This is a genomic window from Comamonas antarctica (genome assembly GCF_013363755.1).
Classification (GTDB): domain Bacteria; phylum Pseudomonadota; class Gammaproteobacteria; order Burkholderiales; family Burkholderiaceae_C; genus Comamonas; species Comamonas antarctica.
Window position 1 is genome coordinate 349,494 of sequence record NZ_CP054841.1, and the last position, 22,743, is coordinate 372,236.

A 22,743-nucleotide genomic window follows, 5' to 3' on the forward strand; every position below is an offset into this window, starting at 1 on the left:
GCATGCCGCCCAGCCCCGCCGCACCAAGTCACGCGGGTTTTTTGTAATTTATTTGTACAAATATCCAGTCCTGTAGGTCAAACACCTACAATGGACCCAGGTTACAACCTCCATCGACCGCCCGACGCCCTCGCGTCCCGCGCCGGTCCAGGCTGAACATGCCGCTGCAGGGCACTGCGGCGGTTTCGCCACGGATTTCAAGCGGTCCAGGCGGCAAGTCCCCGGGCAATCCGGGCTCGTGCGCACACCTAGCCCCGATCGGTTGCCTTTGAACTCCAATCTCCACTGCATTCTCTACCACAGCAAATTAGGTCCCGACGCCCCGCTCAGTTGCATCTCCGACATCATCAAGGTTGCGCGCAGCTTCAATGCCGCGCACGGTCTCACCGGCGTGCTGGTCTTCGATGGCCAGCATTTCCTGCAATACCTCGAAGGCCCCAAGCAGCCGCTGTGGGACCTGCTGGTGCGCATTGCGCAAGACCCGCGGCATGTGAATTTCACGCTGCAGCACCAGGGCCCGAGCGGCAGCGAACGCGTGTTCCGCAACTGGTCGATGGGCTATGCGCTGGTCGACGATGCCGATCCGCTGGCCGATCTGGGCGAGCTGCTGGGCGAGGAGGCGCTGGCAAAGCTGCATGCGATGGTGCCCACACTGGATATTGCCTGAGGCTCCGGCTAGGCGCCCCCGGCTAGGCGCCCCCGGCTAGGCGCCCCCGGCTAGGCGCCCCCGGCTAGGCGCCCCCGGCTAGGCGCCCCCGGCTAGGCGCCCCCGGCTGGGCGCCCCCGGCCAGGCGCCTCCCTTCAGCGCCGGCCTCCATTCCACGGCAGCGCCGTGACCGTGCCGTCGCCCGTGGCGTAGCAGCACAGCGTCTGCGCCGGCAGCTGCAGCGTGGTGCCCGTGAACGCGCCAAATGCCGGCAGGATCAGCATGCCCGGTGCCTCGCAAAAGCAGGGCAGGCGTGCGTGGTCGTAGGCGCGGCCGCGCAGCTGCACCGCGGGGTGCAGATGGCCGGCCAGCACCTGGGCGCCGGCCACCTGCTGCGGGTGGTGGCAGGCGGCAAACGGGCCGATGCGAAACGGCTCGTCGACGATGTCGAAGCGCAGCGCGGGCGGCGGGTCGCCCGCATGGCTGTCGTGGTTGCCGCGCACCAGCACGCAGCGCAGCGCGGCATGGCGTTCGCGCCACGCGCACACCGGCTCGATCACCTGCGCCTGCTGCGCGGTGGCCGCATGCAGGAAGTCGCCCAGCACCACCAGGCTGCGCGCCCCCAGGCCGTCGATCAGCTGGCTCAGGCGCTCGAGATTGTCGCGCGTGGTGCCCGAGGGCACGGGCTGGCCCAGCGCGCGAAAGCTCGCCGCCTTGCCCAGGTGCACGTCGGCGACAAACAGCGCGCGCTCGCGCGGCCACCACAGCGCACGCTCGGGCAGCAGCGCCACGGCTTCGCCGGCCAGTGCCAGCTCCAGCGCACCGGGTGGCGGCTCGAAGATTCTCATCGGGAAGTTCCTGGAGTACGGCGGCTGCGCGCGGCACGGCGCCCCGACCGGGCGTTGGTTTCGCCGCGGGTTTCCAGCGCCAGCGCGGCATCGATGGCCCATTCGGGCGATTCGCGCTCGGCAAACACCTGCTGCGCGGGCGCATGCGCGGTGCCGACGGCCTCGCCGCCGGCGCTGCGCTCGAGCTCGGCGACCATGCGCGCAATGCGCGCGGCCAGCGGCTCGTTGCTGAGCTTCTCGCGAAAGCGCTCGACCATCAGCGGAAAGGCCAGCGGCGAGGGCTTGCGCAGCGCATGCAGCTGCAATGTCTGGCCCTGGATGCGCTCGAGCGCGGCGGCAAGCTGGCGCACATCGAGCTCCTGGGTCAGCAGTTCCTGCTCGGCCTGGGCCAGCAGGCCGTTGCGCGGGTCGTAGCGCTGGAAGACTTCGTAGAACAGCGAGGCCGAGGCCTGCAGCTGGCGGTTGCTGCGGCGCTCGCCCGGGTGGCTCTGGAAGATCAGCCCGGCAATGCGCGCGATCTCGCGAAAGCGCCGGCGCGCCAGTTCGGTGGCATTGAGGCTGCCCAGCACCTCGGCCAGCAGCTGCTCGGGCGGCGGCAGCGCCAGCAGCGCCGGCAGGCGCTCGGCCCAGTCGATGGGCTTGGCGCTGAGCAGCTCGAAGCCATAGTCGTTGAGGGCGATCGAGAAGGTGCCGGTCTCGGGCTGCGCGGCACGCCAGGCCAGCAGGCTGGCCAGCCCCAGATGCACCTGGCGGCCCGCGAACGGATAGACAAACAGATGCCAGCCCTCGCGCGACTTGAGCGTCTCGGCCACCAGCCGCTGCGGCGTGGGCACGCCCGACCACTGCTTCTGGATCGTGATCAGCGGCTGCACGCAGCGCATCTCCGGGCTGTCGAACCGCCCTTCATCGGCCGCCTGCAGCTCCAGCAGCACGGCATCGGCCAGCGTGTTCGACAGCGGCATGCGCCCGCCATTCCAGCGCGGCAGCGCGGCGCGCCCGGCCGTGGCCTTGCGCACGAAGGCCGTCATCTGCTCGACGCGCACCAGCTCCAGCAGCCGGCCGCTGAACATGAAGGCATCGCCGGGCTTGAGGCGCGCGACAAAGCTTTCCTCGACCGAGCCGAGCTTGGCGCCGCCGAGGAACTGCACGCTGATCGAGGCGTCGCTGACGATGGTGCCGATGTTCACGCGGTGGCGGCGCGCGAGCCGCGCGTCGGGCACGCGCCATACGCCCTCCGCGTCGGGCACGACGCGGTGGTAGTCGGGATAGGCCGCCAGCGACGGCCCGCCCTGGCGCACGAAGTCCAGGCACCACTGCCAGTTCTCGTCGCTCAGGCTCTCATAGGCCACGGTGCCGCGCACCTCGGCCAGCAGCGCCTCGGGCCGAAAGCCCCCGCCCAGCGCCACCGTGACCAGGTGCTGCACCAATGCATCGAGCGGCGCGCGCGGGCTGTGGCGGGCCTCGATCTGGCCCGCCTGCACGGCCGCGCGCGCGGCCGCGGCCTCGACCAGTTCGAGGCTGTGCGTGGGCACCAGCGTGATGCGCGATGGCCGGCCCGGCGCATGGCCGGCGCGGCCCGCGCGCTGCACCAGCCGCGCCACGCCCTTGGCCGAGCCGATCTGCAGCACGCGGTCCACGGGCAGGAAATCGACACCCAGGTCCAGGCTCGAAGTGCAGACCGCGGCCTTGATGCGCCCTTCCTTGAGCCCCACTTCGACCCATTCGCGCACGCCGCGGTCCAGCGAGCCATGGTGCAGCGCCAGCACGCCGGCCCAGTCGGGCCGGGCTTCGAGCAGCGCGCGGTACCAGCGTTCGGCCTGCGAGCGCATGTTGGTGAACACCAGGCAGCTGGCGCTTTCCTCGATGGCCTGGACCACCTGCGGCAGCATGCGCAAGCCCATGTGGCCGGCCCAGGCGAAGCGCTCGGCGGCCGCGGGCAGCAGCGTATCGATGAGCAGCGTCTTGTCGGTCTCGCCCTGCACCATCACCGGCGCCCGGTCGGCCGGCGCGCTCGCGCTGCCCAGCAGCGTGCGCAGCGCTTCGTTCAGATTGCCCAGCGTCGCCGACAGGCCCCAGGTCATCAGCGCCGGCTGGAACGTGCGCAGCCGCGCCAGCGCCAGCTGCGCCTGCACGCCGCGCTTGTTGCCCATCAGCTCGTGCCATTCATCGACCACGGCCACGCGCACGTGCTGCAGCAGCTCCTGCGCATCGGCGCGCGCCAGCAGCAGCGTGAGGCTTTCAGGGGTCGTGACCAGCACCGTGGGCAGGCGCCGGTCCTGCGCGGCGCGCTGCGCGGAACTGGTGTCGCCGCTGCGCAGCCCCGCGCTCCAGTCGGGTGCCAGCGCCTGCAGCGGCGCTTCGAGCGAGCGCAGCGTGTCGGCGGCCAAGGCGCGCATCGGCGTGATCCACAGCACGGCCAGCGGCGGCGGCTTGCCCTTGGCGCCTGGCGCCACTTGATGGCGCAGCGCGCCCAGCGCGCCGAGCCAGACGGCGAGCGTCTTGCCGCTGCCGGTGCTCGAGTGCAGCATGCCGCTGCGCCCGCGCGCCATCTCGGCCCAGACCTGGCGCTGGAACGCGAAGGACTTCCAGCCGCGCTCGGTGATCCAGGCTTCGAGCGCCGGATCGGAGGCCGGCTTTCCGGCAGCCGGGGCTGCGGCAGCCGGTGCCGCAGCGGCCGCGCGCTTGCGGGCCGCCATCAGCTGCCGCCGGCCAGCAGCGCCTGCAAGGTGGCCAGCGTGTCGGCTTCTTCGATGGGTTTGTCTTCGCGCCGGCGCAGCATGCGCGGAAAGCGCACCGCAATGCCGCTCTTGTGCCGGCTGCTCTTGGCAATGCCTTCGAAGCCCAGCTCGAACACCATTGTCGGCGTGACGCTGCGCACCGGGCCGAAGGTTTCCTGCGTGGTCTTGCGGATCACGGCATCGACGGCGCGGATCTCGGCGTCGGTCAGGCCCGAATAGGCCTTGGCAAACGGCACCAGCTGGCGCGCGGGATCGTCCTGCGGGCCATTCCACACGGCAAAGGTGTAGTCGCTGTAGAGGCTTGCGCGCCGGCCGCTGCCGCGCTGCGCGTAGATCAGCACCGCATCGACGGACAGCGGGTCGATCTTCCACTTCCACCAGACGCCCACGTCCTTGGTGCGGCCGACGCCATACTGCGCATCGAGGCGCTTGAGCATCATGCCCTCGACGCCCAGCGCGCGCGCCTGCTCGCGCTCGCGGGCGAGGTCCTGCCAGTCGGCGCCCTGCAGCAGCGGGCTCAGCTCCAGTTGCGGGTGCGGATGGGCGGCCACCAGCTGCTCGAGCCGCAGCCGGCGTTCGTGCTGCGGCATGGCGCGCAGATCGGCGCCGCCCTGCTCCAGCAGGTCGTAGACGCACAGCACCACGGGCAGCTCGCGCAGCAGCTTGGGGCCGAGCGTCTTGCGGCCGATGCGCTGCTGCAGCTCGGCAAACGGCTGGGCGCGGCCGTCGCGCCAGACCAGGATCTCGCCATCGAGCACGGTGCCGTCGGGCAGATGCAAGCCCATGGCCTGGAGTTCGGGGTAGCGGTCGCTGACCAGCTCCTCGCCGCGCGTCCAGACCGCGACCTGGCCATCGCGCTTGACCAGCTGGGCGCGGATGCCGTCCCACTTCCACTCGACGAGCCAGCCATCGGCCGGGCCCAGCGTGGCGTCGAACTGCGCCACAGGCAGGTTGAACGGGTGCGCGAGGAAAAACGGATAGGGCTGGCCGCCCTGCGCGCCCGGGCCCTCGGCATCGACCGGCGCGACCAGCGCGGCGTAATCCTCTGCGGTGGGCTGGGCGCCAATGTGCGTATAGCCCATGAGCCGCTGCGCAATCCGCTTGGCATCGACGCCGCTCACCGCCGCCAGCGCCTGCGTGACCTGCAGCCGCGACACGCCGACGCGGAAGGCGCCCGTGATCAGCTTGAAATACACCAGCCGCTGCGCGGGCGCGAGCATGCGCCACTGCGCCTGCAGCAGCTGCGTCAGCACTTCGGGCGGCTTGCCGCGCAGCGGCAGCAAGTGCTGCTGCATCCAGTCGGCCAGCGCCAGCTGCCGCTCCTGCTCGGGTTCGGGCAGCAGCAGCGAGATGGTCTCGGCCAGGTCGCCGACAGCGTGGTAGCTTTCGTCAAACAGCCATTCGGGCAGGCCGGCGGCGAGCCGCGCCTGTTCGCGCAGCAGCCGCGCGGGCACCAGCTGGCGCGGCTTGCCGCCGGCCAGGAAATACACCGCCCAGGCCGCATCGCGCGCGGGCGCGGCACGCAGGTAGCGCTGCAGCGCGGCCTGCTTGGCCAGGCTGGCCGTCGAGGCGTCCAATTCGCGGTAGAGATCGGCAAAGGCTTTCATGCGGACTCGGCGGCCTCGGGTGCATCGGTGGCATCGTCGGCGCGCGGCGAGGCATCGTCGGCTTCGTCATGGTCGCCGTATTCGGTGCTGAAGCCCTGGGCCTGCAGGCCCTGCTCGCAGAGCCAGCGCACCATCACGGCAACGCTGCCATGGGTGACGAAGACGCGCTCGGCGCCCGTGGCCAGGATCGCCGACTGCAGCCCGGGCCAGTCCGCATGGTCGGAGACGACAAAGCCGCGGTCGACGCCGCGCCGGCGCCGCGTGCCGCGCAGCTTCATCCAGCCGCTGGCAAACGCGTCCGACGGGTTGGGAAAGCGCCGCATCCAGCTGGTGCGCCCGGCCGAGGGCGGCGCAATGACCAGCGCCCGGCCCAGCGTCGCCTTGTCGAGCGCCGGGTCGCTGGCGTAATGCGTGGGCGGCAGCGCCACGCCGGCCGCGCGGTAGATCGCATTGATCGGCTCGACGGCGCCATGCGCGACGATCGGCCCGATCGACGCATCGACGCCAAACTGCAGCCGCTGCGCCTTGCCCAGCGCATACGCATAGAGCACCGAGGCGCGGCCGGCGTCGGCATTGGCGCGCCACCAGGCGTTGATGTCGGCAAACAGTTCGGGCTGCGTCGGCCAGCGGTAGATCGGCAGGCCAAAGGTCGACTCGGTGATGAAGGTGTCGCAGCGCACCGGCTCGAACGGTGCGCAGGTGCCGTCGTTTTCGAGCTTGTAGTCGCCCGAGGCCACCCACACGCGCCCGCCATGCTCGAGCCGCACCTGGGCCGAGCCCAGCACATGCCCGGCCGGGTGCAGCGACAGCCGCACGCCATGGTGCTCTATGGTCTCGCCATAGGCCAGGGTCTGCAGCGTGATGTCCGCGCCCAGGCGCCGGCGCAGGATGGGCGCGCTGTCGTGGTGCGCGAGGTAATGCGCGCTGCCATAGCGCGCGTGGTCGCTGTGCGCATGGGTGATGACCGCGCGCTCCACCGGCCGCCAGGGGTCGATGTAGAAATCGCCGGGCGGGCAGTAAAGCCCTTCGGGGCGGGCAATGATCAGGTCCGCTTCAGCACGCATGCAGAGGATGCTATGCGGGCCCCGCAGCGCGGGCTGTAGGACGGCGGCACGAAGCTGGGGGCCGGGAGGTTTCAGCCGGTTGCGGGAACTGTGCGACCTACGCCGCCACCGCTTGCCCCAGCGTAGACATATCCACCACAAACCGGTATTTCACATCGCTGCGCAGCATGCGTTCATAGGCCTCGTTGATCTGCTCCATGGCGATGACCTCGATGTCCGAGACGATGCCGTGCTGGGCGCAGAAGTCGAGCATTTCCTGGGTCTCGGCAATGCCGCCGATCAGCGAGCCGGCCAGGCGCCGGCGCTTGAGGATCAGGCCGAACACGTTCGGGCTCTTGTGCGGCGTGGCCGGTGCGCCGACCAGCGTCATGGTGCCGTCGCGCTTGAGCAGCGCGATGAACGGGTCGAGGTCGTGCGAGGCGGCCACGGTGTTCAGGATGAAATCAAAACTGTTGGCATGCGCGGCCATCTGCGCCGGGTCCTTCGACACCACGACCTCCTTGGCGCCCAGGCGCAGCGCATCCGCGGTCTTGCCGGGCGAGGTGGTGAACAGCACCACCTGCGCGCCCATGGCGGCGGCGAGCTTCACGCCCATGTGGCCCAGCCCGCCCAGGCCGACGATGCCGACCTTCTGGCCCGGGCCGACCTGCCATTGGCGCAGCGGCGAGTAGGTGGTGATGCCTGCGCACAGCAGCGGCGCCACGGCGGCCAGATCCGATTCGGCATGCGAGATGCGCAGCACGAATTTCTCGTGCACCACGATATGGTCGGAGTAGCCGCCCAGCGTGTTCTCGCGCGAGATCTGCTCGGGACTGTCATAGGTGCCGGTGAAGCCGTTTTCGCAGTACTGCTCCAGGCCCTCGGCGCAGGACGCGCAGTGCTGGCAGCTGTCGACCATGCAGCCCACGCCGACGATATCGCCGACCTTGAATTTCGAGACGCCATTGCCGATGGCGCGCACCCGGCCGACGATCTCGTGGCCGGGCACGCACGGGTACTTGGCCGGGCCCCACTCGCTGCGCGCGGTGTGCAGGTCGGAGTGGCAGACGCCGCAGTGCAGGATGTCGATGGCGACATCGCGCTGCAGCGGTGCGCGCCGCTCGAAGCTGAAGGGCGCGAGCGGCGTGGTCGCGGACTGGGCGGCGTAGGCGTGCGTGAGGGTCATGGTCGTTAGCCTTCTGGTGGAGGGGGCCCGCCGCACTGCGCAGCCGGCTGCGCCATGGTACGCCGGCCGCGGATGGCCGCCGGCAAAGACCTCCTGGCCGCGCGGCCCACCCTTGGGCCCCGGCCCCGCTGCCGGCTATGGCCCGCCATCCGGCGCTGGCACGCCGGCCTGGCGCGCGCTGGCTTCAATCCGGTTGCGCCCCGCGTCCTTGCCGCGGTACAGCGCCGCGTCGGCCTGGCGCATGGCGTCGTCCAGGCTCGCGGTGCCGGTGAAAGGCGCGGAAATCCCGATGGTGGCAGTGCAGCGCAGCGGCGCGCGCGCGCCGGGAATTTCCATGCTGCGGCTTTCCATGCCGGCGCGCAGGCGCTCGGCAACCTGCATGGCGCCGGCGCGGTCGGTGTCCAGGCAGACCGCCGCGAACTCCTCGCCGCCCACGCGGCCCGTGAGGTCGCCGCGGCGCACCGCACGGCGCAGGACCTCGGCCACCTGGCACAGCACAGCGTCGCCCGCCTGGTGGCCATGGCTGTCGTTGATGCGCTTGAAATGATCGACATCCAGCAGCAGCAGATAGGCCGGCGCGGCATCGCGGGTGTTGAAATGCGCCTCGAGCGCCTGCGCCAGGCCGCGCCGGTTGAGCAATCCCGTCAGCGGATCACGGGCCGCCATGCCGCGCAGTTCGTCCGTGAGGCGCCGCAGCACCAGCCAGATGATGGCCGGCGGCAACAGCGTCGCCAGCGACGACATGTAGATATAGAACACCATCTGGAAGGTATGGTCCATGCGCAGCATGTCCAGCCCGCCGGTGGCCAGCCGCACGAACTTGATGGCGTTGAGCACGCCGATGCCGGTGATCAGCAGCGCGAAGAAGAACATCTCCCAGCGCAGGTCCCGCGCAAAGGTGCGCACGCCATAGACCACGGTCCAGGCCATGACGAAGAACATCGTGGAGGACATGGCCGCCAGCATGGCGTAGCGGGCCACGGCGCCCATGCTCCACTGCACCAGCACCTGTGCGCCGGCATAGGCCAGCGAGAACACGACCACCGGACGCCATAGCGGCACCTCCTGGCCAAAGAAGCGCATCGCGCCGAGCCAGTAGGCGATCGGCGACGCCAGCGCCAGCGTGTGGTTGACCACGCTCATCGCGCTCCAGGCCGGCCCGCCTTCGGCCAGCTGCAGCACATAGGCCAGGCCCAGCAGCAGATTGCCGGTGGCGAAGTAATGCATGCCCATCTTGTTGCCCTGCAGGCGCTGGCTGATGAGCAGGAACATGGCCGAGAAGCACAGCAGGTGTGCGCACAGCATGCCGACGAGAATGGTTGCAACCATGGGAGCTTTGAAAGGGGAACAGGACGTCCGCGCCGGCCGGGGGCTTCAGGGCCTTGCGGCCCGGGCGCTCGCCCAGGCGCGCGTGGTATGCGCTCACATGGGGCAGCTGCAAGCGCGCCCGCGCCGGAGCGGCGCGCGGGTACGGCAGCTGCGCGCCACACGGGTGGGCGCGCCAGCTCCACAGCAGCATGCGCCCAGAGATCGACGCCGCCTTGCCCGGGATGCGAAGCACCCCGTCCCGCTGTCGCGCAGTCTGCGAATCCATGGCCGGCGTCAGGAAGGCAGGCTCAGACCGTGATCGTGCCGCGCAGATAGCGCACGCAGTGTCCGGCCACTTCGACGCCCGCGTCGGTCACGGTGCAAAACAGCGTGCCGCTGCGCTGCGATGCCTGCAGCGCCACGAGCTGGTCTTTGCCCAGGCGCTGGGCCCAGTACGGCGCGAGCGCCGCATGGATCGAGCCCGTGACCGGGTCCTCGTCGCCGCCATTGGCCGGCCAGAAATAGCGGCTCACGAAGTCGTGGGCAGCGCCCGCATCGCCGGGTGCGGTGACGGCCACGTCCAGCGGACCGAGCGCCTTGAGCTGCTCCAGGTCCGGCTGCACGGCGCGCACTTCGGCCTCCGAGGCATATACCGCCAGATAGGCCTGCTGGTTCACCAGCCAGGCCGTTGGCGCGAGGCCCAGTCCCGCGCGCAATGCGGCCGGGGGCTCGGCCAGGGGCGTGGCGTCGCGGCGCGGGAATTGCATGCGGATGCGGCCGCCCGGCTCGCGCGTGGCGCTGACATGGCCCACGGCTGCGGCCCAGAAGGTGACGCTTTGCAGTCCGGGATCGGCGTCGAGAAGCACATAGGCGCTGGCCAGCGTCGCGTGGCCGCAGAACGCGATTTCGGTGAGCGGCGAGAACCAGCGGATCTCGAACGCCGCGCGCTCGGCACTCCAGATGACGAACGCGGTTTCGGACAGGTTGTTCTCGGCGGAGATTGACTGCAGCAGCGGCGCGGGCAGCCAGGCATCGAGCAGCACCACGGCGGCCGGGTTGCCGTGGAAGCGCTGCGCGGTGAAGGCGTCAATGATGTGCAGGGGAAGTTGCATGGCAGCCAGCGAGATCGGAACAGGTTTGTATACAGCGGCAGAATACCAGAAACATTCTGTAACCAACCCTGCGGTTCACCGCTTGGCAGCAGGTCAATCCACGGGCCCGCGCACCCCATAGCTGCGATAGGCGCCCTCGATCTGCGACTGCAGCGTGGTCTCTTGCGGGTAGAGCCAATAGCTGGGCGCAAGAATCGGCGCCGCGGACCGGGCCCGCACCACGAACACGCTGCGCAGTGCAAAACGCGGCCCGGCTTTTTCCAGCACGGGCGCGGCCCAGTGCGCGAACTCGGGCGCATCGGCGGCGATATCGCGTGCGCTGCCGGTGAGCTTGAAGCCCTTTTGCGCAAACACATCGACAAAGCTCACACAGACCTGCGGGTTGGCCGCGATGTTCGCGGCGCTGCACGGCGAGGCGATATTGGCAATGACCAGGTGCCGGTCATCGAACACCGCGAAGATTTCCTTGGGCGAGACATTGGGGCAGCCGTGCGCATCGGCCGTCGCCAGCCAGCACAGCACGCTGCGGCGGCTGGATTCAAGAATGTCGGGCGTGAGCATGGGCCTGAAGAGATGGGGGATGCCTTGCAGCATGCCACATCCCGCGCGCAAGCCTGTCGTTACGTCTGGATTCAAAGGGGACCGCGCTCGACGCCCCAACGCGCGCTCGTCCTACGGACAAATGACGCGGCGAACTTAGGCTTGGGAATCCCCTACCCTCCCACGAAAGATCCCATGACGAAAGACAGCAAAAGCACTGGTGCGCGCAATGCTGCGGCCGACAAGGCCGCGGCCCGCAATACCGACAGCGGCCCGTCCGCAATGGGCTCCGGCGACGGCGACGCACTGGCCGTGCAGGCCGTCGAGACCAATGCACTGGCCGCGGGCTGCCCCTACAACCCCAACAAGGCGGGCGAGCATGGCTTCGACAATGGCCTGGCACCCGCTCCTGGCGCCACCACCGAGCCGGCTTCGCGCCTGCCCACGGCCAGCACGCTGTCCGAAGGCAACGCCAGCGACAAGACCGGCGGCGTGGCACCCGAGGGTGTCAATGCGACGATTGCGCCGCTCGACCGCGTGCGCGTCGACTCCTCGGGCCAGGTGCTGACCACCAACCAGGGCGTGCCGATTGCCGACAACCAGAATTCGCTCAAATACGGCGTGCGCGGCCCGGCGCTGCTCGAAGACTTCATCCTGCGCGAGAAGATCACGCATTTCGACCATGAGCGCATTCCCGAACGCATCGTGCATGCGCGCGGCTCGGGCGCGCATGGCTTCTTCGAGGCCTATGAGTCGCTGAGCGATCTCACGCGCGCCGCGCCCTTCCAGGAAGCCGGCAAGATCACGCCGGTGTTCGTGCGCTTTTCCACCGTGGCCGGCGAGCGCGGCTCCAAGGACACGGCGCGCGACGTGCGCGGCTTTGCCGTCAAGTTCTATTCCGACGAAGGCAACTGGGACCTGGTCGGCAACAACATGCCGGTGTTCTTCATCCAGGATGCAATGAAGTTCCCGGACCTGGTGCATGCCGTCAAGCCCGAGCCGCACCACCAGATGCCCCAGGCCGCGAGCGCGCACGACACCTTCTGGGACTTCGTCTCGCTGATGCCCGAGTCCACGCACATGCTGATGTGGCAGATGTCGGACCGCGCCATTCCGCGCAGCTACGCGACCATGCAGGGCTTTGGCGTGCATACCTTCCGCTTCGTCAACGCCGCGGGCGAGTCGGTGTTCGTCAAGTTCCACTGGAATCCCAAGGCCGGCACGCATTCGCTGGTCTGGGACGAGGCCGTGAAGATCTCGGGCGCCGATCCGGACTACCACCGCCGCGACCTGTGGGAGCGCATCGAAGCCGGCGCCTACCCCGAGTACGAACTGGGCGTGCAGGTGTTCACCGAGGAGCAGGCCGAGCAGTTCAGCTTCGACATCCTCGACGCCACCAAGATCGTTCCCGAGGAACTGATCCCGGTGCGTCCCATCGGCCGCATGGTGCTCAACCGCAACCCGGACAATTTCTTTGCCGAGACCGAGCAGGTCGCGTTCTGCGCCGCGCATGTGATCCCCGGCATCGACTTCTCCAACGACCCGCTGCTTGCCGGCCGCATCCACTCCTATGTGGACACGCAGATCTCGCGCCTGGGCGGGCCCAACTTCCACGAGATCCCGATCAACGCGCCCGTGGCGCCGGTGCACAACAACCAGCGCGACGGCATGCACCGCCAGGCCATCCACCGCGGCCGCGTGTCGTACGAGCCCAATTCGCTGGCCGGCGGCTGCCCGTTCCAGGCCGGCGCGGCGCAGGGCTTCGTCTCGGTGCCGGCGCGCATCGAGGCCAAGGAAGCGCAGGGCAAGGTGCGGGCCAAGCCGGAGAAGTTTGCCGACCACTACACCCAGGCCACGCTGTTCTTCGAGAGCCAGACGGCCGTCGAGCAGGCGCACATTGCCGCGGGCTTCCGCTTCGAGCTGAGCAAGGTCACGGTGCCGGCGATCCGCGAACGCATGGTGGCTTCGCTGCGCAATGCCTCCGAGGAACTGGCGGCGCAGGTGGCCGCGGGCCTGGGCATGGAGCTGCCCGATCCGATGCCGCGCGCGCTGCCCAAGCCGCCGGCCCCCGAGGTCGACAAGTCGCCCGCGCTGTCGCTGTTCGCGCGCCCCGGTGATGGCTCGATCATGGGCCGCAAGATCGCCATCCTGGTGGCCGATGGTATCGAAGGCGCGAGCGCCGTGGCGCTGCAGGAGGCGCTGGTGGCGCAAGGCGCGGTGGCGCGCTTTGTCGCGCCGCGCATCGGTGCCGTGAAGACCGCCGACAAGGTGGCGATCGATGCCGACGCCTCGCTGGAAAACGAGCCCGGCTTCCTGTTCGATGCGCTGGCCCTGCCCGATGGCGAAGCCGGCGTGCAGACACTGGGCGCCGACGGCCACAGCCTGGAGTTCATCAAGGACCACTACCGCCACTGCAAGGCGATCCTGGTGATGCCGGCGTCGACGGCGCTGATGCAAAAGGCCCAGGTGCCGCCGACGCTGCCGTCGGGCGAGGACGATCCCGGGCTGTTCGTCGGCGGCGCCGAGCAGTTCGATGCCTTCATCGCCGGCATTGCCAAGCACCGCCACCCCGAGCGCGAAACCGATCCGCCAGCGGTGTAAGTGCCGAGGGCGCACGGGCAGCAGCCGGTGCGCCCTCCACGGCGAAAACGGCGCCGCCACGTCTTCTGCGGCGCGATCCGGCGCTCAGGCGCCGTGGTTTCGCGCTTATTCGGCGCGGATATTACCGTCGCGCATCACCTTGCCCATGCGCTGGGCCTGCAGGTCGATGAACTTCTTCACCTCGGCGGTGCCACCGGTGAACGGCTCGCCGCCGACACTGGTGATGCGCTCCTTGACGTCGGGCGCCTCGAGCGCGGTCTTGAGCGCGGCCGTGAGCTTGGCGGCCACCGCGGGCGGCACGCCGGCGGGCATGAACATGCCATTCCACTCATAGGCTTCGGCGTGGGCCACGCCGGCTTCGGCCAGCGTCGGCACGTCGGGCAGCAGCGGCGAGCGCCTGGCCGCCATCACCGCCAGCGGGCGCAGCTTGCCGGCCTTCATGTTGGGCAGCGACGAGCCGATGTTGGCGACATAGACCGGCACATGGCCGCCCATCACGTCGGCCATGGCCGGGCTGCCGCCCTTGTAGGGAATGTGCACCATCTTCACCTTGGCCTGCTGCAGGAACTGCTCGGTGGCCAGGTGCTGGGTCGAGCCCGTGCCCGGCGAGGCATACGACACCGCATCGGGCGCGGCGCGCGCGGCCTGCACCAGCTCGGCCGTGGTTTTCGCGCTGTAGGTCGGCGATGTCGTCAGCACCAGCGGGAACACGCCCAGGATGCCGACCGGCGCGAAGGCCTTGGCCGGGTCGTAGGGCAGCTTGGGGAACAGCGTCGGGTTGATCGCATAGCCGCCGCCGTCGACCAGCAGGGTGTAGCCATCGGCCCGGGCCTGGGCCACATAGCCCGCGCCGATCTGGCCCGCGGCGCCGCCGCGGTTTTCAATCACGACGGGCTGGCCGAGGACCGCCGACATCTTCGGCGCGACCAGGCGCGCGAGCATGTCGGCCGCGCCGCCCGCGGGATAGGCGACCACGATGGTGACCGGCTTGGCCGGCCATTGGGGCTGGGCCAGTGCCGCGAGCGGCACGGCGCCCAGGGCCGCAAGGGCCAGTGCGGAAATCTTGATGCTGAAAGCCATGGTGCTATCTCCCATTTTCTAGAAAAGTAATCAGTGCGGCTCTGCGGCCGCATCGGGCTGGGCGGTGGCGACTTCCAGCGCCAGTCCGGCTTCGCGCATGCGCTGCACGGCGGCTTCGGACAGCGTGTCGTCGGTGACCACCAGATCGAATTCATCGAGGCCGGCAACGCGGTAGGTGCCGTAGGTGCCGTATTTGGCGCTGGTCGCCAGCAGCACGCGCTGCGAGGCAATGGCCATCGCCGCGCGCTTGACCTCGACCTTGGGCGCCGAGGGCGTCGTGACGCCGCGCTCCAGGTCCCAGGCGCTGGTCGAGAGAAAGGCCACATCGGCCACCAGCTCGCGCAGCGTGGCCGCGGCCAGCGGCCCGACGCTCGAGCCGTTGCGGTGGTCGAGCATGCCGCCGGTGTGCAGCACCGTGACCTGCGGCGCGTCGGACAGCGCCAGCGCGACGTGGAAGTCATTGGTGATCACCGTCATGTCGGCCAGCGCCACGATCTGCGGAATCAGGCAGGCGGTGGTGGTGCCGGCATCGAGGTAGACCGTCATGCCCGGCTTGAGCAGCGGCGCGACCTGCGCCGCGATGCCGCGCTTTTGCGGCAGCTCGGTCACCGACTTGGCCTGGTGGCTGGGCTCGACCAGCTGGTGGCTGGCGATGCGCACCCCGCCAGGCACGGCATAGACCCGGCCCTTCTCCTCGAGCGCCGCGACATCGCGGCGCACCGTCATGTGCGAGCAGCCCAGCAGTTCCGTGAGCTGGTGCAGGCTCAGCACCTGGTGCTTGTGCAGCTGCCGCACGATCATCTCGCGCCGCTGCTCCGGGATCAGTCCCGCGGCCCGGCCGCTGCTGTTGTCGCTGGTGTCGTTCATGGCGTCCCGCTCCCTGGTTTGCGCTCAGTCCTGCAGGCCCGCGCGCCAGGCGGCGCGCAGCGCGGGATCGTCACCCCGGATGTCGTCCAGCGTGATCAGTTCGCCGGCGCGGATGTCGCGCGCCGTCGTGGCGTGCGCGGCCAGGTACAGCGGCGCGACCTCGGCGGGGGCTTCGGCGCGCGCCAGCAGCACCGGCTTGACGCCGGTCACGTCGTGGTGGTGCCCGCCCATGCGCAGCACGGTGCCGGCGGGGATGTCCTCGATGGCGCGGCCCGCAAGAATCGCGTGCTGGGCTGGCTGGTCGCTGCCCGAGGCGCGGCCATGCAGCACCGCATTGAGCAGGCTGATTGGCGTTTCGACGCCCATGAAGTGGTAGGGCAGGTACATGCAGGCATAGCGGCCGTTGCGGCTCACGACATGGCCCTTTTGCGCCAGCAGCTGCCAGGTCGGGCCGTCGCCGGTGCGCACGATCACGAACACGCCGCCGCCAAAGCTGGCTTCGTCCGGCAGGCGCAGCACGTTGAACACATCGATCACGCCGGGACGCTGGAGAATGCCGCCGTCTTCGCGCAGCGCGTAGATGTCGGCCAGCTCGGCCACGCGCGCCACGGGGTAATGCATGGCTTCGACATCGGCGACGAAGCCGGTGTTCGAGGCCACCACGGCCATCTCGCAGTAGTCGGCGGTGGCGCTGGTCTTCCAGCCCTGGAGCGCGGCGCGGCGCGCGGCCAGCGTCGCGGGAATGTCGTCGCCCAGCGCCAGCAGGTGCGCCAGCTCGGGGATGGAGCGCGTCTCATCGAGCTGCTGCAGCTGGCCGCTGCGCGGGTCGAACACCAGGTCGTATTCGCTGGACTTGCCCGCGGCGACGATCTCCAGGCCCAGCGTGCGCGCCCAGCTCACGAGGCCGATCAGGTTGGCCGGCTGGTCGCCGTCGGCCGTGGTGTAGACCACGCCCTTGGCCTTGGCCAGGCGCGACATGGCGATGCCGGCGACGGTGTCGACCTCCTTGCTGACCATGGCTACATGGCGGCCGGCCTCGATGGCCTCGCAGGCCACGCGGTAGCCGACCTTGGGATTGCCCGTGGCCTCGACCAGGATGTCATGCGGCACGTCGCGCAGCAGGCCGGCGTCCTGCACCAGGGCGATGGCATCGCCCGGCAGCGCGGCCACTTCGGCGGCGCTGTGGCATTCGCGCAGCTGCTGCGCGGAAAATCCCAGTTCTTCACACATCGCGCGCAGTCCTGGCACATCCAGGTCGCACAGCGCGGCGGGCACCAGGCGCGGCATCAGCCGCGTCTGCGCCAGCAGCGTGCGGGCGAAGCCGCCCTTCGCGCCGGTGAGGGTGTAGCGCACTTTGCGCTCGGGTTGGTCGGCGAACAGGAGTTCAAAATTCATAAGGGATCCATTGGCAGTGAAGGCAGCGCGTCTGTGTATTATTCACAAAACCTCACACGAAATCACAGGGATTCCCCTTGATTGTTCAAATTTGTGAAGTCGCGTACCATTTATTCACACTTTCACGACTGCTATGAACAAGCTTCCTCCCCTGCTGGGTTGCATCGCCGACGATTTCACCGGCGCCACCGACCTGGCCAACATCCTCGTGCGCGGCGGCATGCGCACGGTGCAGACGATTGGCGTGCCCCCGGCCGGATTGGCGGCGTCGCTCGATGCCGACGCCATCGTCATTGCGCTGAAATCGCGCACCGCGCCCGTGGAAGATGCCGTGGCGCAGAGCCTGCAGGCGCTGCGCTGGCTGCAGGCCCAGGGCTGCACCCAGTTCTTCTTCAAGTACTGCTCGACATTCGACTCCACGGCCGCGGGCAATATCGGCCCCGTGGCCGAAGCGCTGCTGGCCGCGCTGGCCTGCGACTTCGCCATTGCCTGCCCGGCCTTCCCCGGCGCGGGCCGCACCGTGTACCAGGGCCATCTGTTCGTGAACCAGCGCCTGCTGAATGAATCGGGCATGGAAAACCACCCGCTGACGCCGATGCGCGACCCCGATCTGGTGCGCGTGCTGCAATCGCAAAGCCAGGCCAAGGTCGGCTTGATTGCCCAGCCGGCTGTGGCCCAGGGCGCGGCCGGCGTGCGCGAACGCATCGCCGCGCTGCGCGCCGGGGGCGTGCGCCTGGCGATTGCCGATGCCATCAGCGATGCCGACCTGGTGACGCTGGGCGAGGCCTGCGCCGACGCGCTGCTGGTCACCGGCGGCTCGGGCGTGGCCCAGGGCCTGCCGGCCAACTTCCGCCGCCGGGGCCAGCTGCGCGGCAGCGACGCCGCGCAATTGCCGCGCATCGACGGCCCGGCCGTCGTGCTGTCGGGCAGCGCGTCGAAGGCCACCAACGGCCAGGTCGCGGCCTGGCTGGCCAGCGGCCGCCCGGCCTTTCGCATCGACCCGCTGGCGCTGGCGCGCGGCGAGGACGTGGTGGGCGCCGCGCTGGCCATGGCCGCTGCCGGCGAGACTGCGCTGGTCTACGCCACCAGCAGCCCCGAGGAAGTGCGCCGCGTGCAGGCCGAGCTCGGCGTCGCGCGCGCGGGCGAATTGATCGAACAGGCGCTGGGCGAGATCGCGGCGCGCTTGCGCGAGCGCGGCACGCGCCGCTTCGTCGTCGCCGGCGGCGAGACCTCGGGCGCGGTGATCCAGGCGCTGCAATTGCAGGCGCTGCGCATCGGCCGGCAGATCGACCCGGGCGTGCCCGCCACCCAGTCGCTGGGCGACGGCCCGGCGCTGGCCGTGGTGCTCAAGTCGGGCAACTTCGGCAGCGAGGACTTCTTCGACAAGGCCTTGCAGCACCTGGATGGAGCCGGCGCATGACGGCAGCGCATGGCGACGAAGCGCGGCTGCGCGACGAGATCTGCGCCGTGGGCGCGAGCCTGCACGCGCGCGGCTACACCACCGGCACCGCGGGCAACATCAGCGCGCGCCTGGCCGACGGCTGGCTGATCACGCCCACCGACGCCTGTCTGGGCAGCCTCGATCCGGCACGCCTGGCCAAGGTGAATGCGCAGCAGGAGTGGATCTCGGGCGACAAGCCGTCCAAGACGCTGGCATTGCACCGCGGCATCTACGCGCGCAACGAGCAGGCGCGCTGCGTGCTGCATACGCATTCGACGCACCTGGTGGCGCTGACGCTGGCCGGCGTGGCGTCGGCCGAGGCGGTGCTGCCGCCGATCACGCCCTACCAGGTGATGAAGATCGGCCGCGTGCCCTTGATTCCCTATGCGCGCCCGGGTGCGCCCCGCGTCGCCGAGCAGGTGGCCGCGCTGGCCGCCGAGGTGCGCGGGGTGCTGCTCGAACGCCTGGGCCCGGTGGTCTGGGCCCCGGGCGTGACCCAGGCCTGCCATGCGCTCGAGGAACTCGAGGAAACCGCGCGGCTGTGGCTGCTGCTCAATCCGCGCCCTGCCCCGCTTTCCGAGGAGCAGGTGGCGGAACTGGAAAGCGCGTTCGGCGTGCGCTGGTGACGCTTTGCTGACCATGGCGCCATGAAAAACGCCGGCCGCGAGAGCATCGCGGCCGGCGTTTTTGCTTTCAGCCCTGGCGGGCCGGATCAGGGCTGGAAGCTATCGCCCAGCACCACGCCTTCACGGCGCGGGTCGGCGCCGCCTTGCAGCACGCTCTGGCCATTGCGCTGCACGCGCATGATGGTGCTGATGCCGCTGGACTGCGCGCTGGTGGACACCGTGTGGCCCAAGGCACGCAGGCCGGTGATCAGCGGGTCGTCGGCACCGCCGTTGGCGGTGTTGATGCTCGGATGCTCGCCGCCCAGCGAGGTGGTGGCGCTGTTGCTGGCGCCAAAGTCCACCAGCGACGTGGCCTGCTGCGCGTCCAGGCCCCAGTCCAGTGCGCCGACCACGGTCTTGACGACGTACTGGATGATGGTGCCGCCGCCGGGCGAGCCCGTGCCCATCAGGAACTCGCCCAGGCTGCCGTCGGCGGCCTTGTGGAACACCAGGGTCGGCGCCATCGAGCTGCGCGGACGCTTGCCGGCTTCGACGCGGTTGGCCACCGGTGCGCCGGTGCCGTCCGTGGGCGTGGCCGAGAAGTCGGTCAGCTGGTTGTTCAGCAGAAAGCCCTGGGTCATGTGGAAGGAGCCCATGCCGGCCTCCACCGTGGTAGTCATCACCACCGCGTTGCCCTGCTTGTCGACGATGGTGAAGTGCGTGGTGCCGCGTTCGTTGAGCGCCGTGACGCCCAGGGCCGGCGTGCCGAAGTTGCCGGCGCTGGCCGTGCCCATGCTGCGCGTGCTGCTGATCAGCGCGGCGCGGTTGCGCAGATAGGTCTTGTCCAGCATCATCGCCGGCGAGCCGCCGGGCAGCGGCACGAAGTCGGTGTCGGCCACGTACTTGTCGCGGTCGGCATAGGCCAGGCGCTCGGCTTCGCTCACCAGGTGCACGCCCATCACCGTGGGCTTGCCGCCCTCGATGTCGATGGCCGTGGGCTTGTGGCTGGCCAGGTCGAAGTTCTCCAGGATGCCCAGCGCCGAGGCCACGGCAATGCCGCCGGACGACGGCGGCGACATGCCGCAGACCCAGTAGGCGCGGTAGGTGGTGCAGACCGGCTCGCGGCGCTTCGCCTGGTAGTTGGCCAGATCGCTCATCTCGGTCAGGCCGGGCGTGATCGCCACGGCGGGCGTGCCGCCGCTGCTGGCCTTGATCTTGTCGACGATGCCCTGCGCCACCGCGCCGGTGTAGAACGCGTTCGCGCCGCCGTCGGCGATGGTCTTGAGCGTGGCCGCATAGGCCGGGTTCTTGATGGTCGTGCCCAGCGCCTTGGGGCTGCCGTCGGCATTGAAGAAATAGGCCACGGCTTCGGGGTCGCGCGACAGCCCGGTGGTGGCGCCGGCAATGGCGCTGGCCATGCGGCCACTGATCGGGAAGCCGTCGGACGCGAGCTTTTCGGCAGAGCCGAACAGGCCCTTCCAGGCCAGCTTGCCGTGGTCCTGGTGGGCGAGCTCCAGCATGCGCACCGCGCCCGGCGTGCCGATGGATCGGCCGCTGGCGCGCGCGCCGCCGGGCTGGGGCGGCGTGCGGTCGGTATCGCTGACCCAGCGCAGGTAGTTCTCGGTGGCCGCGGCCGGCGCGGTCTCGCGGCCGTCATAGGCCTGCACTTTCTTTTGCGTGGCGTCGTAGTGCAGCATGAAGGCGCCGCCGCCCAGGCCCGACGATTGCGGCTCGACCAGGCCCAGCACCATCTGCACCGCCACCGCGGCATCGACGGCCGAGCCGCCCTCCTTCAGCACTTCGCAGCCGGCGCGCGAGGCCAGCGGATTGGCTGTGGACACCATGTACTGCTTGGCATGCACCGCGGTCTTGCCCAGGCGGTAGCCCGATGCGGGTTCGGGCGCCGCCGGGTCGCCCGGCAGGCCCGAGCCCACGACCACCGAGCCGGTGTTGCTCACCACCTCGCAGGCGGTATCGGGCGCGGTCACCACGGGCGGCGTCACGACCGGCGGCGTCACCACGGGCGGCGTCCCGCTGCCGTTGTCGGCCGTATCGGTGCCGTTGCCGCCGCAGGCGGACAGCAGCAGCAAGGTGGCCGCCAGCGTCGCGGTGGGGCGCCAGGCGGGGCGCAAGAAGGGAATGGCATGGTTCATGGCGAGACCTTTGTGGACTTTTGGAGGGAAGGCACGTGCCGTTGTCATCCGCGGCGGCTCCAGCATAGGCAGCCAACGGCTGCGCGGGTGGTGTGCTTGAGACACCTTGGCGACACATGCATGGAACCGATCGCGGATTTGCGCCACTTCGCGCGCGCGACGGCAACGGCGTGTGGCGGCATGCAAGAACCAAGCCATGCGGCCGCTGCCGCCCCGCGCCCCGCTCAGTGCGCGGCGGGCGCCGGGCCGCGCAGCACGAAAATGCCCAGCGCCAGCGTGAGGCTGGTGCACAGGATCAGGCCCAGGGCCGCCTGCGCCGACCCATCCAGGGCGGCCCCCAGGAAGACCGCTGCGGCGGCGCAGCCCATCTGCAAGAAGCCCAGCAGGGCCGAAGCGGCGCCGGCCTGCGCACCAAAAGGCTGCAAGGCACAGGCCGTGGCCAAGGGGTTCACCAGCCCCATGCCCAGCAAGAAACCCGTCAGCGCGGCGCAGAAGAACCCGGCCTGGGCGGGCCCGGCCAGCAGCGCGATGCCGGATGCCAAGGCCAGCGCGAGGCCGGCCCGCGCCGCGCGCGCCAGGCCCCAGCGCTGCGCCAGCCGCGGCGCCATCAGGCCCGCGCCAAAGACCACGAACACCGTGGCCGCAAACAAGCACCCCAGCTCCAGCGGCGAGAAGCCGAATCCCGCCATCAGAATGGCCGGGGCCATGGCGAAAAATGCGTACAGCGCGCCGATGACCAGGCTGGCCGACAGCGCGGGCGCGATGAAGCGCCGGTCGCGCAGCAACTGCCGGTAGGTGCGCGCCGTGGCCGCAAAGGACAGCGCGCCACGCCGGTCGGCGGCGTGCGTCTCGCCCAGCCGCAGCAGATAGTGGACGGCCAGCAGCAGCGCCAGCAGCGCCACCAGCGCAAACGTCGCGCGCCAGCCCAGCCAGCGCGTGATCGCGGTGCCCAGCAGGGGCGAGAAGCCGGGCGCGGCCGCCATTGCCACCATGATCAGCGAGAGCGCGCGCGCCAGCGCCGCGCCGTCGAACAGGTCACGCGCAATCGCCCGCGACAAGACCGCCGTCGCACAGACGCCAAGCGCCTGTATCACCCGCCCGCACACCAGTTGCGGCAGCGTCGCGGCCGCGGCGCACAGCGCGCTGCCGGCCACGAACACCAGCACGCCCGCGAGCACCAGCGGCCGGCGGCCAAAGCGGTCCGACAGCGGTCCGACCACCAGTTGCCCGAGCGCAAACGCCAGGAAGAAGCTGCCCAGCGTGGCCCCCAGTTGCGCGACCGATGCGCCCACGTCGGCGCCGATCGCGGGAAAGGCCGGCAAGATGATGTTGGTGGCGAGCGCGCCCAGCGCCGCCAGCCCTGCCAGCAGCAGCAGCAACTCGCGCGACAAAGGGTCTTGCGCACGGGCGGCGCTGGCGGGCTGCAGTCCGGCATGGCGGCTGCGCCCGGGCAATCGGTGGCTGGTTTTCATGTGCTACATTGTAGCTACAACTATTGCATATACAACAATTTAAAAGGAAGCGGCCCATGCTTGCCCACCATGCGGAAAAACCTTGCGGCACCGCCGCGCTG

17 protein-coding genes are annotated in these 22,743 nt (G+C 70.0%); 4 read left to right on the plus strand and 13 right to left on the minus strand.

All coding sequences use genetic code 11. The features are described from left to right. The first annotated feature begins 268 nt into the window (after window positions 1-268). Window positions 269-667 carry a BLUF domain-containing protein gene (locus HUK68_RS20980; protein WP_175506187.1) on the plus strand — a complete coding sequence of 133 codons (399 nt, stop codon included), beginning with the start codon at window positions 269-271 and terminating at the stop codon, window positions 665-667. 134 nt (window positions 668-801) lie between these two features. On the opposite strand, the gene pdeM is transcribed toward HUK68_RS20980, so the two are convergent. From pdeM to HUK68_RS21020, 8 genes are all read right to left on the minus strand, one after another. Beyond that, on the minus strand, window positions 802-1,494 hold the full coding sequence (gene pdeM / locus HUK68_RS20985) for a ligase-associated DNA damage response endonuclease PdeM (RefSeq protein ID WP_175506188.1): 693 nt from the start codon (window positions 1,492-1,494) through the stop codon (window positions 802-804). Further along, window positions 1,491-4,190, minus strand: a complete 2,700-nt coding sequence (locus HUK68_RS20990; protein ID WP_175506189.1) for a ligase-associated DNA damage response DEXH box helicase — start codon at window positions 4,188-4,190, stop codon at window positions 1,491-1,493. The genes pdeM and HUK68_RS20990 overlap by 4 nt, the downstream gene beginning before the upstream one ends. Next, window positions 4,190-5,839 carry an ATP-dependent DNA ligase gene (locus HUK68_RS20995; protein WP_175506190.1) on the minus strand — a complete coding sequence of 550 codons (1,650 nt, stop codon included), beginning with the start codon at window positions 5,837-5,839 and terminating at the stop codon, window positions 4,190-4,192. Before HUK68_RS20995 ends, HUK68_RS20990 begins: the two co-directional genes overlap by 1 nt. Next, entirely contained in the window at window positions 5,836-6,903 is a 1,068-nt protein-coding gene (locus tag HUK68_RS21000; RefSeq protein ID WP_175506191.1) for a ligase-associated DNA damage response exonuclease, read from the minus strand. Before HUK68_RS21000 ends, HUK68_RS20995 begins: the two co-directional genes overlap by 4 nt. A gap of 97 nt (window positions 6,904-7,000) precedes the next feature. Continuing rightward, a complete protein-coding gene (locus tag HUK68_RS21005) occupies window positions 7,001-8,068 on the minus strand; it encodes an NAD(P)-dependent alcohol dehydrogenase (RefSeq protein ID WP_175506192.1) in 1,068 nt (355 codons plus the stop codon). Window positions 8,069-8,203: 135 nt separating this feature from the next. Then, entirely contained in the window at window positions 8,204-9,397 is a 1,194-nt protein-coding gene (locus HUK68_RS21010; RefSeq protein WP_175506193.1) for a GGDEF domain-containing protein, read from the minus strand. A 287-nt stretch (window positions 9,398-9,684) separates the two neighbouring features. Beyond that, window positions 9,685-10,488 carry a PhzF family phenazine biosynthesis protein gene (locus HUK68_RS21015; RefSeq protein ID WP_175506194.1) on the minus strand — a complete coding sequence of 268 codons (804 nt, stop codon included), beginning with the start codon at window positions 10,486-10,488 and terminating at the stop codon, window positions 9,685-9,687. Window positions 10,489-10,581: 93 nt separating this feature from the next. Next, window positions 10,582-11,082, minus strand: coding sequence for a pyridoxamine 5'-phosphate oxidase family protein (locus HUK68_RS21020; protein ID WP_244146374.1), 501 nt, complete (start codon window positions 11,080-11,082; stop codon window positions 10,582-10,584). A gap of 141 nt (window positions 11,083-11,223) precedes the next feature. Between HUK68_RS21020 and HUK68_RS21025 the strand changes: the two genes are divergently transcribed. Continuing rightward, window positions 11,224-13,629, plus strand: a complete 2,406-nt coding sequence (locus tag HUK68_RS21025) for a catalase (protein WP_175506195.1) — start codon at window positions 11,224-11,226, stop codon at window positions 13,627-13,629. Window positions 13,630-13,734: 105 nt separating this feature from the next. Here the strand turns inward: HUK68_RS21025 and HUK68_RS21030 are convergent, their stop codons facing one another. The 3 genes from HUK68_RS21030 to HUK68_RS21040 are packed head-to-tail and all read right to left on the minus strand — an operon-like array spanning window position 13,735 to window position 16,971. Continuing rightward, window positions 13,735-14,709, minus strand: coding sequence for a tripartite tricarboxylate transporter substrate binding protein (locus HUK68_RS21030; protein WP_175506196.1), 975 nt, complete (start codon window positions 14,707-14,709; stop codon window positions 13,735-13,737). A 30-nt stretch (window positions 14,710-14,739) separates the two neighbouring features. Then, on the minus strand, window positions 14,740-15,576 hold the full coding sequence (locus HUK68_RS21035) for a DeoR/GlpR family DNA-binding transcription regulator (protein ID WP_175506197.1): 837 nt from the start codon (window positions 15,574-15,576) through the stop codon (window positions 14,740-14,742). 24 nt (window positions 15,577-15,600) lie between these two features. After that, entirely contained in the window at window positions 15,601-16,971 is a 1,371-nt protein-coding gene (locus tag HUK68_RS21040) for a homoserine dehydrogenase (protein ID WP_175506198.1), read from the minus strand. 133 nt (window positions 16,972-17,104) lie between these two features. On the opposite strand from HUK68_RS21040, the gene otnK reads away from it, so the two are divergent. Both otnK and otnC read left to right on the plus strand, forming a co-directional pair. Next, entirely contained in the window at window positions 17,105-18,391 is a 1,287-nt protein-coding gene (otnK, locus tag HUK68_RS21045; protein ID WP_175506199.1) for a 3-oxo-tetronate kinase, read from the plus strand. Next, window positions 18,388-19,038 (plus strand): 3-oxo-tetronate 4-phosphate decarboxylase, encoded by a 651-nt coding sequence (otnC, locus tag HUK68_RS21050; protein ID WP_175506200.1) that lies wholly within the window; start codon window positions 18,388-18,390, stop codon window positions 19,036-19,038. The genes otnK and otnC overlap by 4 nt, the downstream gene beginning before the upstream one ends. A gap of 86 nt (window positions 19,039-19,124) precedes the next feature. On the opposite strand, the gene HUK68_RS21055 is transcribed toward otnC, so the two are convergent. Beyond that, window positions 19,125-21,170 (minus strand): gamma-glutamyltransferase family protein, encoded by a 2,046-nt coding sequence (locus tag HUK68_RS21055; RefSeq protein WP_175506201.1) that lies wholly within the window; start codon window positions 21,168-21,170, stop codon window positions 19,125-19,127. A 224-nt stretch (window positions 21,171-21,394) separates the two neighbouring features. After that, entirely contained in the window at window positions 21,395-22,642 is a 1,248-nt protein-coding gene (locus HUK68_RS21060; RefSeq protein WP_175506202.1) for a Bcr/CflA family efflux MFS transporter, read from the minus strand. Window positions 22,643-22,743: the final 101 nt, after the last annotated feature.

Coding starts and splice junctions, on each gene's coding strand:
- pdeM (WP_175506188.1), bottom strand. CDS start 1,494: ATGAGAATCTTCGAGCCGCCACCCGGTGCGCTGGAGCTGGCACTGGCC.
- HUK68_RS20990 (WP_175506189.1), bottom strand. CDS start 4,190: ATGGCGGCCCGCAAGCGCGCGGCCGCTGCGGCACCGGCTGCCGCAGCC.
- HUK68_RS20995 (WP_175506190.1), bottom strand. CDS start 5,839: ATGAAAGCCTTTGCCGATCTCTACCGCGAATTGGACGCCTCGACGGCC.
- HUK68_RS21000 (WP_175506191.1), bottom strand. CDS start 6,903: ATGCGTGCTGAAGCGGACCTGATCATTGCCCGCCCCGAAGGGCTTTAC.
- HUK68_RS21005 (WP_175506192.1), bottom strand. CDS start 8,068: ATGACCCTCACGCACGCCTACGCCGCCCAGTCCGCGACCACGCCGCTC.
- HUK68_RS21010 (WP_175506193.1), bottom strand. CDS start 9,397: ATGGTTGCAACCATTCTCGTCGGCATGCTGTGCGCACACCTGCTGTGC.
- HUK68_RS21015 (WP_175506194.1), bottom strand. CDS start 10,488: ATGCAACTTCCCCTGCACATCATTGACGCCTTCACCGCGCAGCGCTTC.
- HUK68_RS21020 (WP_244146374.1), bottom strand. CDS start 11,082: ATGCTGCAAGGCATCCCCCATCTCTTCAGGCCCATGCTCACGCCCGAC.
- HUK68_RS21025 (WP_175506195.1), top strand. CDS start 11,224: ATGACGAAAGACAGCAAAAGCACTGGTGCGCGCAATGCTGCGGCCGAC.
- HUK68_RS21030 (WP_175506196.1), bottom strand. CDS start 14,709: ATGGCTTTCAGCATCAAGATTTCCGCACTGGCCCTTGCGGCCCTGGGC.
- HUK68_RS21035 (WP_175506197.1), bottom strand. CDS start 15,576: ATGAACGACACCAGCGACAACAGCAGCGGCCGGGCCGCGGGACTGATC.
- HUK68_RS21040 (WP_175506198.1), bottom strand. CDS start 16,971: ATGAATTTTGAACTCCTGTTCGCCGACCAACCCGAGCGCAAAGTGCGC.
- otnK (WP_175506199.1), top strand. CDS start 17,105: ATGAACAAGCTTCCTCCCCTGCTGGGTTGCATCGCCGACGATTTCACC.
- otnC (WP_175506200.1), top strand. CDS start 18,388: ATGACGGCAGCGCATGGCGACGAAGCGCGGCTGCGCGACGAGATCTGC.
- HUK68_RS21055 (WP_175506201.1), bottom strand. CDS start 21,170: ATGAACCATGCCATTCCCTTCTTGCGCCCCGCCTGGCGCCCCACCGCG.
- HUK68_RS21060 (WP_175506202.1), bottom strand. CDS start 22,642: ATGAAAACCAGCCACCGATTGCCCGGGCGCAGCCGCCATGCCGGACTG.